17 protein-coding genes and 1 tRNA gene are annotated in these 14273 nt (G+C 65.0%); 4 read left to right on the top strand and 14 right to left on the bottom strand.

Annotation, left to right across the window (positions count from 1 at the left end; genetic code table 11):
• Positions 1-153 precede the first annotated feature (153 nt).
• From AC0L3C_RS22680 to AC0L3C_RS22670, 3 genes are all read right to left on the bottom strand, one after another.
• Positions 154-531 carry a TIGR02301 family protein gene (locus tag AC0L3C_RS22680; RefSeq protein ID WP_007594891.1) on the bottom strand — a complete coding sequence of 126 codons (378 nt, stop codon included), beginning with the start codon at positions 529-531 and terminating at the stop codon, positions 154-156.
• Between the two features lie 207 nt (positions 532-738).
• On the bottom strand, positions 739-1173 hold the full coding sequence (locus AC0L3C_RS22675) for an NUDIX hydrolase (protein ID WP_473409023.1): 435 nt from the start codon (positions 1171-1173) through the stop codon (positions 739-741).
• 18 nt (positions 1174-1191) lie between these two features.
• Positions 1192-1692 carry a hypothetical protein gene (locus tag AC0L3C_RS22670; RefSeq protein ID WP_473265925.1) on the bottom strand — a complete coding sequence of 167 codons (501 nt, stop codon included), beginning with the start codon at positions 1690-1692 and terminating at the stop codon, positions 1192-1194.
• A gap of 63 nt (positions 1693-1755) precedes the next feature.
• Between AC0L3C_RS22670 and AC0L3C_RS22665 the strand changes: the two genes are divergently transcribed.
• Positions 1756-2502: an SOS response-associated peptidase gene (locus AC0L3C_RS22665; protein ID WP_473409022.1), complete on the top strand. Its 747-nt coding sequence runs from the start codon at positions 1756-1758 to the stop codon at positions 2500-2502.
• A gap of 189 nt (positions 2503-2691) precedes the next feature.
• On the opposite strand, the gene AC0L3C_RS22660 is transcribed toward AC0L3C_RS22665, so the two are convergent.
• The 6 genes from AC0L3C_RS22660 to AC0L3C_RS22635 form a co-directional block, all read right to left on the bottom strand.
• Positions 2692-3885 (bottom strand): CaiB/BaiF CoA transferase family protein, encoded by a 1194-nt coding sequence (locus tag AC0L3C_RS22660; RefSeq protein ID WP_473265927.1) that lies wholly within the window; start codon positions 3883-3885, stop codon positions 2692-2694.
• A 36-nt stretch (positions 3886-3921) separates the two neighbouring features.
• Positions 3922-4851, bottom strand: coding sequence for a glycine reductase (locus AC0L3C_RS22655; protein ID WP_473409021.1), 930 nt, complete (start codon positions 4849-4851; stop codon positions 3922-3924).
• A 70-nt stretch (positions 4852-4921) separates the two neighbouring features.
• A complete protein-coding gene (locus AC0L3C_RS22650; protein WP_027568647.1) occupies positions 4922-5503 on the bottom strand; it encodes an NUDIX hydrolase in 582 nt (193 codons plus the stop codon).
• A gap of 9 nt (positions 5504-5512) precedes the next feature.
• Positions 5513-5956, bottom strand: a complete 444-nt coding sequence (locus tag AC0L3C_RS22645) for a GNAT family acetyltransferase (RefSeq protein WP_473265929.1) — start codon at positions 5954-5956, stop codon at positions 5513-5515.
• On the bottom strand, positions 5953-7380 hold the full coding sequence (locus tag AC0L3C_RS22640) for an FAD-binding oxidoreductase (RefSeq protein ID WP_473265930.1): 1428 nt from the start codon (positions 7378-7380) through the stop codon (positions 5953-5955). Before AC0L3C_RS22640 ends, AC0L3C_RS22645 begins: the two co-directional genes overlap by 4 nt.
• A 22-nt stretch (positions 7381-7402) precedes the next feature.
• Positions 7403-8392, bottom strand: coding sequence for an L-threonylcarbamoyladenylate synthase (locus AC0L3C_RS22635; protein ID WP_473409020.1), 990 nt, complete (start codon positions 8390-8392; stop codon positions 7403-7405).
• Positions 8393-8460: 68 nt separating this feature from the next.
• Here AC0L3C_RS22635 and AC0L3C_RS22630 point away from each other — a divergent pair.
• A tRNA-Pro gene (locus tag AC0L3C_RS22630) sits at positions 8461-8537 on the top strand.
• Positions 8538-8764: 227 nt separating this feature from the next.
• Here the strand turns inward: AC0L3C_RS22630 and AC0L3C_RS22625 are convergent.
• The 5 genes from AC0L3C_RS22625 to AC0L3C_RS22605 all read right to left on the bottom strand — a co-directional run bounded on the left by AC0L3C_RS22625 (position 8765) and on the right by AC0L3C_RS22605 (position 12235).
• Positions 8765-10537, bottom strand: coding sequence for a hypothetical protein (locus tag AC0L3C_RS22625; RefSeq protein ID WP_473409019.1), 1773 nt, complete (start codon positions 10535-10537; stop codon positions 8765-8767).
• Between the two features lie 41 nt (positions 10538-10578).
• Positions 10579-10770: a hypothetical protein gene (locus AC0L3C_RS22620; protein ID WP_473265933.1), complete on the bottom strand. Its 192-nt coding sequence runs from the start codon at positions 10768-10770 to the stop codon at positions 10579-10581.
• Positions 10771-11045: 275 nt separating this feature from the next.
• Positions 11046-11372 carry a hypothetical protein gene (locus AC0L3C_RS22615; RefSeq protein ID WP_473409018.1) on the bottom strand — a complete coding sequence of 109 codons (327 nt, stop codon included), beginning with the start codon at positions 11370-11372 and terminating at the stop codon, positions 11046-11048.
• Positions 11373-11593: 221 nt separating this feature from the next.
• Complete coding sequence (locus AC0L3C_RS22610; RefSeq protein ID WP_473265935.1) at positions 11594-11818, bottom strand: hypothetical protein; 225 nt, start codon at positions 11816-11818, stop codon at positions 11594-11596.
• Positions 11819-11974: 156 nt separating this feature from the next.
• A complete protein-coding gene (locus AC0L3C_RS22605) occupies positions 11975-12235 on the bottom strand; it encodes a hypothetical protein (RefSeq protein ID WP_473265936.1) in 261 nt (86 codons plus the stop codon).
• Positions 12236-12419: 184 nt separating this feature from the next.
• Between AC0L3C_RS22605 and AC0L3C_RS22600 the strand changes: the two genes are divergently transcribed.
• Positions 12420-12908, top strand: a complete 489-nt coding sequence (locus AC0L3C_RS22600) for a hypothetical protein (protein WP_473409017.1) — start codon at positions 12420-12422, stop codon at positions 12906-12908.
• 191 nt (positions 12909-13099) lie between these two features.
• Positions 13100-14059: an N-carbamoyl-D-amino-acid hydrolase gene (locus AC0L3C_RS22595; protein ID WP_473409016.1), complete on the top strand. Its 960-nt coding sequence runs from the start codon at positions 13100-13102 to the stop codon at positions 14057-14059.
• Positions 14060-14273 lie beyond the last annotated feature (214 nt).

Below are 14273 nucleotides of genomic sequence, written 5' to 3'. Positions count from 1 at the left end.
GTAACCGGCGGTCCACACCCTCCATCACCGGGCCCCCCCCGCTGCCATGCGGGGGCCCCGCGCGCCCCCGCAATCCAGCGGGCAGCAGACTCCGTCGCACGATGGATTCCGGGCTCGCGACTTCGTCGCGCCCCGGAATGACGAATGGAGAGTTCAGTTCGCGTAGCGCGCCGTGAGATCGCGCGAGATCTTCGCGCCTTCCTCGATGTAGCGGCGGATCGCCACCGTCGCGGCCGGCGTGCAGCTCCGGTAGGTCTGCTGAAAACCGTTATAGCCGCGGTTGAAGCCGGCGATCATGCGGGTGCGGCGTTCGCCGGCGGGGGTTTCGGCATCGATCAGCGCCTGCATCTCGCTGCGCCATTTGTTGCCCTCGTTGGACCCGCAGATGCCGCGCAGATAGTGCAGCCCGCCGAGGATCTCCGCCAGCCGCTGCAAATCGCCGTCAAACGGCGCTGCCCCGTCCTGAGCCCTCGTGGGCACCGAGGCGCAGGCGAGAATCAGGGCAAAAATGGCCAGAAATCGCATCGACATCGGCCGGGTGTATGCCTCCTCGGGGCGGCAGACGCAAGGCGCCGGGGCGCGAGCGGTGCGCTCCCTCCCCCGCTTGCGGGGGAGGGTCGGGGAGAGGGTATCTCCGCAGGCGAGCACCCCCAAGAGGAAAAAGCCCTCACCCGCCGCGCTCTCGCGCGTCGACCTCTCCCGCAAGCGGGAGAGGTGCGGGGGAGCTCGCCGTGCGGCCTATGCCTCGATCAGGCGCGCGGCGGACTGGATGACCTCTTCCAGCCCGCCGGTCAGCTTGAGGTCGCCAAGGCTGGCCAGGGCCTGCGGGGCGATCCAGCGGTAGTCGTCGAGCTCGTCGTTGAGAACCGGCTCCCGGGCCACCCAGCGAGCGGCAAAGGACATGATCAAATAGTGGCCGGCGCCGGTCGCGGCCGGCAGCACTTCGCGCCAGCCCGCGAGCCCAATGATGTCGATATCGAGCCCGGTCTCCTCGTCGATCTCGCGCGCCAGCGCCTCGTGCAGCGATTCGCCGGACTCGACCCGGCCGCCCGGCAGCGAATAGAACCCCTTTGCCGGCGAGCGCGCGCGCCGGGTCAGAAGCACCTTGCCGTCACGAAAAATCGCGGCACTGACCGCGATCTGGGGACGGCTGGGCTGAACGATCGCAGCCATGACTTCACCTGCTCGGGCTCAGTTCGCCATGATGGTGTCGATGTCGGCTTCCGCGCCGCCATTGATGATGCCGCCGCACGCCGCGATCAGCGGCTTGACCCACTGGGCGGCCTGCTCGGCGAGGCGAACGCGGGTCGTGTCCTTCTCAACCTCGCGCATGGCCGAGCCGACCGCCGTCAGGATCGAGGTCATGGTGTCCGTGAGGTGGTCGAACTGGGCGCGCACGTTCGGGTCGGCTTTTTCATAGGCCTCGATCGCCAGATCCCGGGCCTTGAAGTTCGAGGCCGTGAAATGCTCCGCATAGGACAGCGGCGACCAGGTCAGGAAATCCTCCGCGCATTCCGGCATGTCCGGCACCATTTCCAGCAGCATCACGGCTTCATTGAAATGGTTGAGATAGTCGGTGGCAAGCCCGGTCCGCGGGTTGATGTTGGCCACGCGCAGCCGCTCGGCCCAGGCCGCAGCCTCGGGCCCGGTCCGTCCATGCATCCGCGCCGGCTGGGCGACCGTTGAGCTCATCTGCCGCAGTGTTAACGTTCGGGGTTAAAAGGACCTGAACGGACCCTATATAGGCCCTCAAGGATGTGTGGACGCTTCGTCATAACTTCGGCCCCCGCGGCTTTGCGGCAACTGTTCGGCTACATTGAGCAGCCGAATTTCCCGCCCCGGTTCAACGTGGCCCCGACACAACCGATTCCGGTGGTGCTGGCCGAGAACGGCGCGCGCCATTTTCGCCTGATGCGCTGGGGCCTGTTGCCGGGCTGGGTGAAGGATCCCAAGGGGTTTACGCTCCTGATCAATGCGCGTTCCGAGACGGTGCTGGAGAAGCCGGCCTTCAAACGCGCGATTCGCCGGCGGCGCGGCCTGATTCCGGCCGACGGCTATTACGAATGGAAGACGGAGGGTGGCCGCAAGCAGCCCTTCTTCATCCATCGCGCCGACGGCGCGCCGCTCGGCTTTGCCGCAGTGTTCGAGACCTGGGTCGGGCCGAACGGCGAGGAGCTCGACACGGTCGCGATCGTCACGGCGGCCGCAGGCGAGGATCTCGCCACGCTGCATGACCGCGTGCCCGTCACCATCAGCCCGCGCGATTTCGAGCGCTGGCTCGACAGAAGCAGCGATGCCGTGTTGCCGCTGATGACCGCGCCGCAAATCGGCGAATTCGCCTGGCACCCGGTCTCCACCCGCGTCAACCGCGTCGCCAATGATGACGACCAGTTGCTCCTGCCGATCAGCGCGGAGGACATGGAAGCGGAGGCGCCGAGGAAGAAGGTGGCGCGGAAAGCGGCGGCCGGCTCGGCCGATGACGGGCAGGGATCGTTGTTCTAACCAAGCTGGCGCGTCTTATTCCGCTGTCGTCCCGGACAAGCGAAGCGCAGATCCGGGACCCCATAACCACAGGGAGAAGTTTGGCGCGGGCTGGCAACTGCGAGTCTTCGCCAAACCCGATCCTGTGGTTATGGGTCCCGGGCTCGCGCTGCGCGCGCCCCGGGATGACACTGAATGTGGGGCGCCACCCTACACGATCTCCCTCGCCCGCAGCGCCGCGATGTCCGCTGCGTCAAATCCCAGCTCGCCTAGCACCGCATCCGTATCCGCACCGAGCTCCGGCGCCATGCGGTCGAGCCTGCCGCCGCCATGCGCGAGCTTGAATCCGCTGCCGGCGAAACGAAGGCGGCCATAGGGCGTATCCAGCTCCTGGATCGCGCCACGCGCCTTGATCTGCGGATGGTCGATGACTTCCTCGACCTTCCAGATGCTGGCGCAGGGCGCGCCGGCATCTTCCAGAATGGTCTCCCACTCGCGTGCCGGCCTAGCCGCGAGCGCCTCTTCGATGATGGCGCGTAAGGCCGGCTCGTTCTCGTTGCGCGAAAACCAGTCGGCGAAGCGCGGATCGCTCAACGTGTCCTCGCGGCCGAGCGCAGACATCAGCGCGCGATATTGCTTCTCGTTGTTGACGGCGAGCAGGATGTGGCCGTCGCCGCATCTGAACAAATTCGCCGTGGTCCTGCGGCTGACGGCCTGGTTGCCCGACAGCTGCTGGCGATGGCCGGCGACCGACCAGTCCGCGATTTGCCCCGACAGAAACGCCATCGTCGCCTCCAGCATGGAGACGTCAATGAGCTGGCCTTTGCCGGTGCGGTCGCGCTGGTACAGCGCGCTCGACACGCCGAACGCAGCAGTCGCGCCCGACAGCACGTCGCACACCGCAAAGCCGGCACGAGTTGGCCCAGTCTCCGGATGACCCGTGATCGCCATGATGCCGGACAGCGCCTGCATCTTGCCGTCATAGCCGGGGCGCAGCCGATCCGGACCGGTCTGGCCGAAGCCTGATACCGCGCAGTAGATCAGCTTCGGATTGATCGCGGACAGCGCCTCGTACCCAATGCCGAGCTTGTCCATCACGCCGGGGCGAAAATTCTCCATGACCACGTCGACTTGCGCGGCGAGCTTTTTCACGATCGCGATCGCATCGGGCTTTTGCAGATCGAGCGTCAGGCTGCGCTTGTTGCCGTTGATGGCCTGGAACGCCGGCGCCAGCCCGCGCTCGGCCCATTCGCGCGACAGCGGCGTGCGGCGCATGTCCTCGCCCTCGCGCCGCTCGACCTTGATGACGTCGGCGCCCAGCAGCGCGAGCTGATAGCTCGCATAAGGGCCGGCCAGCACTTGCGTGAAGTCCAGGATCTTCACGCCCTCGAACGGTCGCGTCACGTCGCTCTCCCTTTTTGTTTTGATTATCGGAGGACGTCAGGCGGCGCGATTGCCGCGCGCGATCTCCTTCTGCTTGTCGAATTCGGCACGGCGCCGCGCCAGCTCTTCGGGCGAGAGCTGCGCGACGTTGTTGTAGTCGAGCTTCCAGGAAGCGTCCTCGCTCCAGCGCAGCGGCGACTGCATGGTGGTCTGCGGGCCGCTCGCGGTCTCCAGCAGTTTGAGCGCCAGCTCGAGCGTCTGTGCCTGCGAGGCGATGTCGTGCGGTTTGCCGGCGGAATTGCCGAGCGGGAAATCCGAGAACAGGAAGCGCGGCACGGCGGCGTGCTCGATGATGTCCTTGGCGCAGCCCATGATCACGGTCGGAATGCCGTTCCGCTCCAGATGCCGCGCCACCAGCGCCGTGGTCTGATGGCAGACCGGGCAGTTCGGCACCAGCACGGCGACATCGACCTTGTCGGCGACGGCCCGCGCCAGAATTTCCGGCGCGTCGGTGTCGAGCGTGACGCGATGGCTACGGTTGGTCGGCGCGCCGAAGAAGCGCGGGGCCACCTCGCCGATGCGCTCCGCAGCGCTCGCCTTCAACAGTTGCGGCAGCGGAAACCAGGTGCCGTTGTCGGTGGCCGTGGTGTGCTTGCGGTCGTAGCCGATATGCGAGATGCGAAGGTCGTGCGGCTTCGCCGTGTCGCCGTCATAGACCTGGTAGAATTTCGCACCGCCATTATAAGCCGCGCCCGGGCCCTGGTCGCCCTTGGTGGGATCGTATGGCGCGGCCGTCGTGATGATGGTGACGCGTGATTGCGACAGCGGCTTCTTCAGCGGCTGGAACGGCGCCTCGGTGTAGTGAGCCCAGCGATACGCCGTGGCGTAGCCAATCGCGGCGTAATAGTCCCGCGTGCGCTGCATATAGGGGACGGGGGCGTCGTAGTCGGGCGCAAAGCCGAATTCGTCGTCGCGCGAAGCGGACATGGGCGCGTCTCCTGGTTCTTGTTGGCGACAGACTAGAGATAGTCGGGGGTGAGCTCAAGAGTAAGCAAGCTCACCGAAACACATGCAGCGCCACATGCTGCAGCAGCATGATCGCCTTGGCGTCGATGATGCGGCCGTCCGCGATCATCGCTAAGGCCTCGTCGATGCCGAGCTCCAGCACCTCGATGTCCTCGCCTTCATGTTCGAGGCCGCCGCCGTCGCTGACCCGCATCTCCGGCTCGTATTCGGCGACGAAGAAATGCAGCTTCTCGGTGATGGCCCCGGGGCTCATGAACGCTTCAAACACCTTGTGGACGTGGTGCAGGCGATAGCCGGTTTCCTCCTCGGCCTCGGCGCGGATGCGCATTTCAGGCGAGGCGTCGTCCAGCACGCCGGCGGCCGCCTCGATCAGCAGATCGTCGTAGCCGCGAATGAACGCCGGCAGGCGGAATTGCTTCACCAGGATCACCGTACGGCGTGCCAGATTATACGGCAGCACGGCCGCGGCGTTGTCGCGCTCATAGGTCTCGCGGTGCTGCGTCTGCCATTCGCCATTGGCGCGCCGGTACTCGAACGTGGTGTTCTTGAGAGTGGTCCAGCCGTCCGAGAGCACGCGGACGTCCTTGATGCGGACGCGGTCGGAAATCGTCATGCTTCGATCTCAATTGCTTGGCGTTGTGGTGCGGCCGTCGAGCCACTTCTGGAACATCACCGAGGTGGATTCCTCGAAACCCAGCGACTGGTAGAACGCGTTGGCCTGCTCATTGCCGCGCCGGACCAGGAGCTGGAGCTTTGCGATGCCGGCCGCGCGCAGCCAGTCCTCGGCTGCGGCCATGATGACGCGACCGTAACCACGCTTCTGGCTTTCCGGATCGACCGCGACGTAGTAGACCCAGCCGCGATGGCCGTCATGGCCGACCATCGCGGTGGCGACGATGGTGCCGCCGTCGCGGCCGAGCAGGATGGTGGAATTGTCGCGCCTCCGCGCCAGCGCGATGTCGGCATGCGGATCGTTCCACGGCCGCGTCAGGCCGCAGCGCTGCCACAGCGTGACCACGGGCTCGACATCGGCCTCGGTGATCGCGTCGATCGTGAGCGCACTCACAACACTTTTCCCGGGTTCATGATTCCAAGCGGATCGAGCATCGCCTTGATGGACCGCATCAGCTCGATTGCAGTCTTGTCCTTCACATCGGGAAGCTCGTCGCGCTTGAGCACGCCGATACCGTGCTCCGCCGAGATCGAGCCGCCCATGCGCAGCACGATGGCGAACACGACCGCGTTCATCTCGTGCCAGCGCGCCAGATAGTCCGCGGTGTTGGCGCCGATCGGCTGGCTGACATTGTAGTGCAGATTGCCGTCGCCGAGATGGCCGAACGGCACCGGCCGCGCGCCGGGGATCAGCTTGACCACGGCTTCATTGGCCTCGGCGATGAAGGCGGGCACGGTCGCCACCGGCACCGAGATATCGTGCTTGATCGAGCCGCCCTCCGGCTTCTGTGCCGACGACATCTCGTCGCGCAGCTTCCAGAAGCCGGCGCGCTGGGTGAGGTTGGCCGCGATCACCGCGTCGTCGACGATCTCGTCCTCCATGGCGCGGCCGAGGATCGTTTCCAGCGGCGTGCGGGCGTCATCGCCGGGCGAAGACAATTCCATCAGCACGTACCAGTCATGCTTTTGCGCGAGCGGATCGCGCACGTCGATGCCGTGGCGGATCGAGAAATCGACCGCCATCTCCGAGAGCAGCTCGAAACTCGTCAGCGCATTGGCGGCCTCGCTTTGCGCGATCGCCAGCAGTTTCAGCGCGGCGTCCGGCGACTTCAGCCCGACGAAGGCGGTCTCGATCGACCGCGGCTTCGGAAACAGTTTTAGCGTCGCCGCGGTGATGATGCCGAGCGTGCCTTCGGCGCCGATGAAGAGGTTGTGCAGATTGTAGCCGGTGTTGTCCTTCTTCAGCTTCGACAGCACGCCGAGCACGCGCCCGTCCGCCAGCACCACCTCGAGCCCCAGCGCCATCTCGCGCGCGACGCCATAGGCGAGCGCGGCCGTGCCGCCGGCATTGGTCGAGAGATTGCCGCCGATGGTGCAGCTCCCTTCCGCGCCGAGCGAGAGCGGAAACAGCCGGTCCACGTCCGCGGCCTTCTGTTGCGCGATCTGCAGCACCACGCCGGCCTCGCAGGTCATGGTGTTCGAGGCGGTGTCGATCTCACGGATCTTGTCGAGCCGCCGCAGCGATACCACCACCTCGCCATTGTGCGGGGTCTGGCCGCCGACGAGCCCGGTGTTGCCGCCCTGCGGAACCAGTGCGATTTTGTGCTCGGAGGCGAGCTTGCAGATCGCGGCGACCTCCGCGGTCGAGCCCGGGCGCAGCACCAGCGGCGAGCGGCCGTGGAACAGATTGCGCTCCTCGGTGACATAGGCCTCGATGTCGGCCGCATCGGTAATGGCGTGCCTCTCGCCGACGATTCTGCGGAATTGTTCGATCAGTTCGGGCGCAAGCGGTGGGCTGGCGGAATGATTGACGTTCATTGTCTTGTCTCTTGCTTCGCTCTTATCTCGCGACAGCCGCCCGGCGCAGCCGGTCGTTGATCGCTTCGCCCAGATCTTGTTCGGGGATCGCCATCACCGCGATCGCCCGCGGCCCGCTGGCATCGAGGGCGCGAAGATAGCCGAACAGATTGGCGGCGGCTTCATCGAGATCGCCGCTGGGCGACAAATTCATGACCGCGGCGGCGGCGTCCAGGCCGGGCAGGCGCGCGGCGCCGAACGCCAGCAGCGCTTCGCCCGGCGCGACGTCCTGCGCATTGAGCCGCACCTGGGCGCGCGGCGCGTAATGCGAGGCCAGCATGCCCGGCGCCAGCGGCTGACTGTCGTCGCTGTCGGCCTCCGCGGGCAGTCGCGCCAGCGGCGCACCGAGCACGGTTTCGATCCGCTCGCGCGACAGCCCGCCGGGCCGCAGCAGCATCGGCGCCGCGAAGCAGCCGACGATGGTCGATTCGACGCCGACCGTCACAGGCCCGCCGTCGACGATCAGGTCGATCCGCCCCGCAAGGTCGCCCTCGACATGGGCCGCCAGCGTCGGCGAGACGTGGCCGGAGAGGTTGGCGGACGGCGCCACCACCGCCCCGCCGAAGGCGCGCAGGATCGCCTGCGCCACCGGATGGGCCGGAATGCGGATCGCGACCGTGTCGAGGCCCGCGGTGGCGAGATCGGCCACCGGGCAGTTGTCCGTCTTCGGCACCACCAGCGTCAGCGGCCCCGGCCAGAACGCCTCCGCGAGACGCAAGGCGCAGGCGTCGAATCGCCCGATCCTCCGCGCCGCCGCGAGGTCGGCGACATGCGCGATCAGCGGATTGAAGGCCGGCCGCCCCTTGGCGGCGTAGAGATGGGCGATCGCACCGGCATTTCCGGCGTCCGCCCCGAGCCCGTAGACCGTCTCGGTCGGGAACGCGACCAGCCCGCCGGCGGCCAAGGTCCGGGCGGCAGCTTCCGCGCCGGCTGCCCCGGCCGGTAAAATCAGCGTTTCAAGACCCGTTTTCACAGGGATAAGATTCCTCAGCTCGGCCGCTTGCGGTGCGCCAAACCCGACGCTATAAGCCGGCCTCTTGTCGGAGTGTGGCTCAGCCCGGTAGAGCACTGCGTTCGGGACGCAGGGGTCGCAGGTTCGAATCCTGCCACTCCGACCATTCTTCCAAAAGTCGACGTTTTCCTAGAGGCTTGGCGGACCGGCCGCCGGCGCCCTAGAGTGCCTTTATTGCAACGATTTTCGGTGCGGGTCCACGGCCGATTTGGCCGGGCAGGGGCGCCTGTGCGCGTGGCATGGCTGATCCGGCTCCAAGCCTCACCGCAATGCAGAGGTCTTGCGACAAGCCCGGATCGGCAATCCCGATCCGGATTGGTGAAGGCGACAGGCTCAGGCGGTCAGAGACTGTGGGCCTTGCAGCAAAGCGATTGCGCGCTCGAACCCGTCTCCGCCGGCCGCTGCAGCGAGGCGGGGTGAGATGCCGTCAAGCGCAGGATGCTGCTGATCGAGCCAGATTGCTGCCGCGCCGCCCAGCCGGGCCTGGGCTGCGGTTTGCAGCGCGCGTACGCGTTCCTGGCTTTCGTTGACCAGCGGATCGTAACGGAGTGCGGCCGCGGCTTGCGGGATGTACCAGGCAAGTGCAAACCCCACCGCGGCATTGATAAGGGTGGTGAGAATGATTCTGTCCACCGCGGCACCGGCGGTGCCCAGAATGATCTGCCATGTGGCGCAGGCGGCGATAAGCCCGCAGAGCCCGGTGATGACAGTCTCGGCGCCAAGCTCCCATGCGCGCGACGGGCGCTGACCAGCCTGCGCGTTGTCAAGATGAAAGACGTAGAATGCTCCCGTCACCATGGCGAGCAGGGCACTGGGAATCTCAATTCTGAAGCTGTCTTCCGTTGGTGGGGCCTGGGTAAGTCCCCAGATGATGAGCGCGAGATATCCTGCGATGCCACAGATCACAGCCACCCGGACGTAGTTTGCTATACTTGTCTGTTGACGCTGTCCCGAGGTGACGAACCATCGTCCCTTGCCGATGGCGCGTCTGCGCACGAGATCGGCCACGATGATCGCAGTTGCGTAGGGCACGAACGTTGCTGCGGCATCCCAGAAAGGCTGCATCACGGTTTGCGGAAAGACCGGCGACGTCGTCCATAAGCCGAGCTGGCCGAGCCCGTCGGCGGCGAGACCCAGCAAGACGACGCTCATTGCGACAGCCGTCAGACTGACAAGCTTTAGGTCACCTGTACCCTGCGGGCGCAGCGTGGGTTTCAGCATGATGCCAAATGGTCGCAGCGCCAGATCAATATCGTCGTTGGGCTGCGTCTTGAGTCGTACCGCACATCCGAGCAGGACGTAGAGCTTGCGCAGATTGTCCACGATGCAGCGGCGAAGCTCTTCGTTCGTGTAATAAGGGTCGCTTTCCCGCGCGCTTCGATAGGCCGTCATCTGAGGTTCCATGGATCTTTTCTGGCTCTCGATGAGATCCAGATCGCTCTGGTAGTCCTGTAAGAGGCTCGCATCGAGGGCGCCGGTGAAGCCTTCCATGCGATAGGATTTCAGAGCGTAGAGAAGACAGCAAAGCCGCGCCCAATTATGCTCGAGCGTATGGCGGGATCGCGTGAAGTCGTCAGGCAGGATACCGCGCATTTGCAGCGACCGAAGTGCCTCACCCGCATAGGCTGTGAAATCGAAATCAGCGGTCGCTATCCGCTCCGCTGTGGCGCGTGCGGCATCGGGAATGTAGGCGCGCTCATGCGCGTACTGGCGCATATAGGTCTCCATCAGCATGAGGCCAGGCACGTTCGGGAGCGCCCCCATCAGCACAAACGCGAGGGCGAGCGGCATTCCCAGATAGCTGAACTGCTTTGGTAGCGTGAGGCCAAGCTGTTCGAGATTGTTTGCTCCCAGCAGCGACAGCACCACCAGGATTGTAGCCATCGAACCGAAATAGATCAGGAAGCCGTGCGAATATTCCTCATGCGTTGCCAGTTGACGCGGCAGCATCTGATAGATGAAGTCGCCGCTTCCAGTGACGCTGCGCTCGGCGAATTTGCGCTGGCAGAACACGTAGATGAGCCAAACCGCGAGCGCGAGGGACGCAAAGAAAAATATGCTCATCTGGTCCAGCGGCACTCCAAGCTTCATGGGAAGCGTAGGCATGGCCATTCTCCATCACGCACGATAGTCATCAACCGGGTAAGTTAATAGCATCTGCCGTTGAAGCAGCGCCCTTGCGCGACCGTCGTCGGCGCGGAGGCGGGTCGATTGATACTCGTCTGGTTTGCAGCCCCCGTGTCTGCCGTCTGATTGCCGGCGATGGGGCCGCTGGTCTGCGAGACGACGGCGGCCAGCACGAGTGTGCGCATTAAAGATGTTGCTGAAATCAGAGTCATGGCAATCTCCTCTGGAGATCGGTTAGCAGGCACCTCGGGTCTCGTTGTCGGAGTTTGCTGTCCGGCGTCCCGCGACCCAGACCTGCGGGTTGCAATAAACAAGCGGAGCCAATCCATGCTAGGACGATGTGGAGGATTCAAATGTGAAGCGGTTCACATGCAACCGGAGCATGTTTTCACAAGCGCGAGATTGCATGAAGCAGACAAGCGTGGGGTGACGAACGAACCGCTGCGTGGGTACAAGAAAACCGGCGCGAGTTCTGCGCAGATGCCGATCAGTGTCGGGCCACCAGCACACCCAACAAAAAGGCGACCGCCAGCGCCGGCAGCGGCGCCTCACGGACCATGCTGCGAACGATATGTGTCCAATGTTGCTCCGGGACGAGTTTCGGAGACCTGATCTCTGGCGTCGGCGTGATGCCCCATTCCGACGCGAACTCGGCGATCTCGCTTGAGGCGAGCCGGACGCCGTCGCGGACGCGGAAGATGGCGGCGTCCGCGCGCTCGCGCGGCGCGAGCAGCATCATGGTCGTGACGGCCGTACGCAGGGTCATCTCGCCGTAGCCTTGCAGCCTGACCGATTCCTCGGGGTCGGACGTCATCGCAAATACCTCACAGCGCCAAATGCTCTATAGCGCGAAGTGGCGCGCGATGGTGAATGCCATCGTCGCGCACAGGACCAGCGTGGATACCGCGCCGGCCACGCCGCGCGCGAGATCGGCCCGCGTCAGGTGCCTGGTCATGATTTTGCTCCATGCTCGGCATGGCAATGGCGGGGAGGCGGCGTTGGTTCCCTGCGCGACCAGCGAATCGCGAACGCCGGCTATTTCCGCAGCAGTTCGCTCAGCGCCGCCGTCGCCTCGGCGCAGCGGATCTCGTCGATCTCGCGCGACAGGCTGAGCGCGCTCGATCTGAGCTCTTCGACTTTCCAGCTCTCGTGGTGCTGGGTCTCGAGTTGAGCAAGCCGCTTGTTCAGCTCGTCCAACCTGGTCTGCAATTGTTCGACGCTGGCGGCCCCGTTCACCACCCAGACTCTTTGCGCTCGCATCGTCGTTCCCCTGCTCGTCTCACGGCGTTGTGAGAGGGGTTCGTGGCCGCAATGGGAGTTTCTTTTGTCCGGCTTCAGACGGACGGGAACCGTTGCAGATCGGCAACGCGAGTTCCCTAGCGTTCGGGTGCGTCCCGAGCTCGGGCCGCCACCGCATCAGGCCGCGCGCGGCCACTCGGTCGATCGCTTTTCAAGCCGGCTTTCGAGAATCGCGATGCTCACCCGGATATTGTCGCGCCGGGCCCGCAGGTTCTGCGCGAGCATCGGGTAGGCGACGTTCTGGGGATCGGAGATTCCAGCCTTCCGCTCTTCCTCCAGAATGTCGGCGTCGATCATTCGCATGCGCCAGCGCAGATCGGAGATCAATGCGTGGAGCTGGGTCGGCATGGTCGCTTCGAAACGGGACGTCGGGTGCATGATCGCCTCACGATGAGACAGACCCACTGCGGGTCTGAGGGATTAGACTGCCGTGCAGCAAGCTGAATGCCAGTGCGCCGGCTGAGCGAGTTCCTCTCCTGCAATTGCGCGACGTCGCGCCGGAACGATTGCCACTTTTTCCCGTTGCTGCAGGGGCCTCGATCACGAGGCGATCGAGGGACCCATGCCGCTCATCCGCTATTTCGTCTTCACCGGCGGCGCTCTGCTCGCCCTCCTGTACGTTGCTGATTATTACCTGGCCGGTCCGGTGAGCGCCGCCGCTGAAACCGGGCCGGACCTCTCGATCGCCCGGATTCATTCCGCGCAGACCTGGCCGGAGAAGATCGTCTTCGACACCAACGTCCGACAGATTCCGTTGACCAAAACCGTGGCGTCAACATCAGACGCGGCGGCGCCAGCCGCGACGGAAGGCACGCGCCAGGCATTTGCGATGGCGGCGCAGCCCGTCGCGGAGCTCAAGGCTTCGGACGCCAAGGCTTCGGACGCCAAGGCTTCGGACGCCAAGGCTTCGGACGCCAAGTCCGCGGAGCCCAGGCAGGCCAAGGCGGCCGCTCCGAACAAGCGCGTTGCGGAGCGGCATCGTCGCCGCCAGCCGTCGCGCATGGCGGAACGCGGTCAGTTCTTCAACGAGCCCGTCGCCGCAGAATGGTGAGCGGCGCTCCGTGAGGGTGTTTTCGCGCGACCTGGATGCGGTCAATCGCAGTTCATCCTCGGCGCTTCCCACCTGACGATCGGGCTGCCTCTCGGTTGGGCACCGTGCCGGACAGCGAGGCTGTGCGCGCGACGCATCGCACGATAGTCTCTGCCGCGACCTGACCCGGGAAGCGGAAGAGGGAAAGATTCGTGGCGAGATTTGTGACGATCGCGGCCGGCCAGCTCGGCCCCGTGGCGCGGACCGAGACCAGAACCGCGGTCGTGGCGCGCCTGATGGCCTTGATGCGCCAGGCGCACGCAAACGGCTGCGACCTGATCGTCTATCCCGAGTTGGCGCTGACCACGTTCTTTCCGCGCTGGTATTTCGAGGATCAGGCCGAGATCGACAGCTTCTTCGAGCGCGAGATGCCGGGGCCGGAGACGAGAGGCCTGTTCGATCTCGCGCGCGAGATCGGCATTGGATTTTGCCTTGGCTATGCCGAGCTGACGATCGAGGCCGGACTTGTCAGGCGCTACAACACCTCCATCCTGGTCGATCGAAGCGGCGCCATCGTGGCCAGATATCGCAAGGTGCATTTGCCCGGGCATGCCGAGCACGAGCCCTGGCGCGAATTCCAGCATCTGGAAAAACGCTATTTCGAGCCCGGCGATCGCTTTGGCGTGACCGATGCCTTTGGCGGCATCATGGGAATGGCGATCTGCAATGACCGCCGCTGGAGCGAGACCTATCGGGTGATGGGCCTGCAGGGCGTCGAGATGGTGATGATCGGCTACAACACGCCGGTGCACAATCCGCCCGCGCCCGAGCATGACGATCTCTCGCTGTTTCACAATCATCTGGTGATGCAGGCCGGCGCCTACCAGAACGGCACCTTCGTGGTCGGCGTCGCCAAAGCGGGGGTCGAGGAGGGCGTCGACCACATCGGCGGAAGCTGCATCATCGCGCCCTCGGGCGAGATCATCGCGCGATGCACGACCAAGGGCGACGAGATCGCGTTCGCCCGCTGCGATCTCGATCTCTGCAACTCCTACAAGCGCACCACGTTCAATTTCGACGTTCACCGTCAGCCGCAGGCGTACGGGATGATTGTCGAACGGAAGGGAGTGACACTCATGGCGGACGGAACGGCAGTGCGAACGAAGGAGTGAGGCTTCGTAGCCCGGATGGAGCGCAGCGCAATCCGGGGCCGCTCGCCCGGCGTTCGGCACCTTCCCGGATTACGCTTGCGCTCCATCCGGGCTACGGGACTCCGCCTGTGTCGCTCTGCTGTCAATCCATCTTCGCCAAAATATTCCACTTTACCGAAATTCGGAAACGGCGTATGTGTCGGCCATCCCGGCTCATCCTTGAGGGGCGATCTCG

The organism is Bradyrhizobium sp. WSM4872 (assembly GCF_055811715.1).
This window is presented reverse-complemented; position numbering and strand designations above follow the sequence as displayed.

Coding starts and splice junctions, on each gene's coding strand:
- AC0L3C_RS22680 (WP_007594891.1), bottom strand. CDS start 531: ATGTCGATGCGATTTCTGGCCATTTTTGCCCTGATTCTCGCCTGCGCC.
- AC0L3C_RS22675 (WP_473409023.1), bottom strand. CDS start 1,173: ATGGCTGCGATCGTTCAGCCCAGCCGTCCCCAGATCGCGGTCAGTGCC.
- AC0L3C_RS22670 (WP_473265925.1), bottom strand. CDS start 1,692: ATGAGCTCAACGGTCGCCCAGCCGGCGCGGATGCATGGACGGACCGGG.
- AC0L3C_RS22665 (WP_473409022.1), top strand. CDS start 1,756: ATGTGTGGACGCTTCGTCATAACTTCGGCCCCCGCGGCTTTGCGGCAA.
- AC0L3C_RS22655 (WP_473409021.1), bottom strand. CDS start 4,851: ATGTCCGCTTCGCGCGACGACGAATTCGGCTTTGCGCCCGACTACGAC.
- AC0L3C_RS22650 (WP_027568647.1), bottom strand. CDS start 5,503: ATGACGATTTCCGACCGCGTCCGCATCAAGGACGTCCGCGTGCTCTCG.
- AC0L3C_RS22640 (WP_473265930.1), bottom strand. CDS start 7,380: ATGAACGTCAATCATTCCGCCAGCCCACCGCTTGCGCCCGAACTGATC.
- AC0L3C_RS22625 (WP_473409019.1), bottom strand. CDS start 10,537: ATGCCTACGCTTCCCATGAAGCTTGGAGTGCCGCTGGACCAGATGAGC.
- AC0L3C_RS22620 (WP_473265933.1), bottom strand. CDS start 10,770: ATGACTCTGATTTCAGCAACATCTTTAATGCGCACACTCGTGCTGGCC.
- AC0L3C_RS22615 (WP_473409018.1), bottom strand. CDS start 11,372: ATGACGTCCGACCCCGAGGAATCGGTCAGGCTGCAAGGCTACGGCGAG.
- AC0L3C_RS22610 (WP_473265935.1), bottom strand. CDS start 11,818: ATGCGAGCGCAAAGAGTCTGGGTGGTGAACGGGGCCGCCAGCGTCGAA.
- AC0L3C_RS22605 (WP_473265936.1), bottom strand. CDS start 12,235: ATGCACCCGACGTCCCGTTTCGAAGCGACCATGCCGACCCAGCTCCAC.
- AC0L3C_RS22600 (WP_473409017.1), top strand. CDS start 12,420: ATGCCGCTCATCCGCTATTTCGTCTTCACCGGCGGCGCTCTGCTCGCC.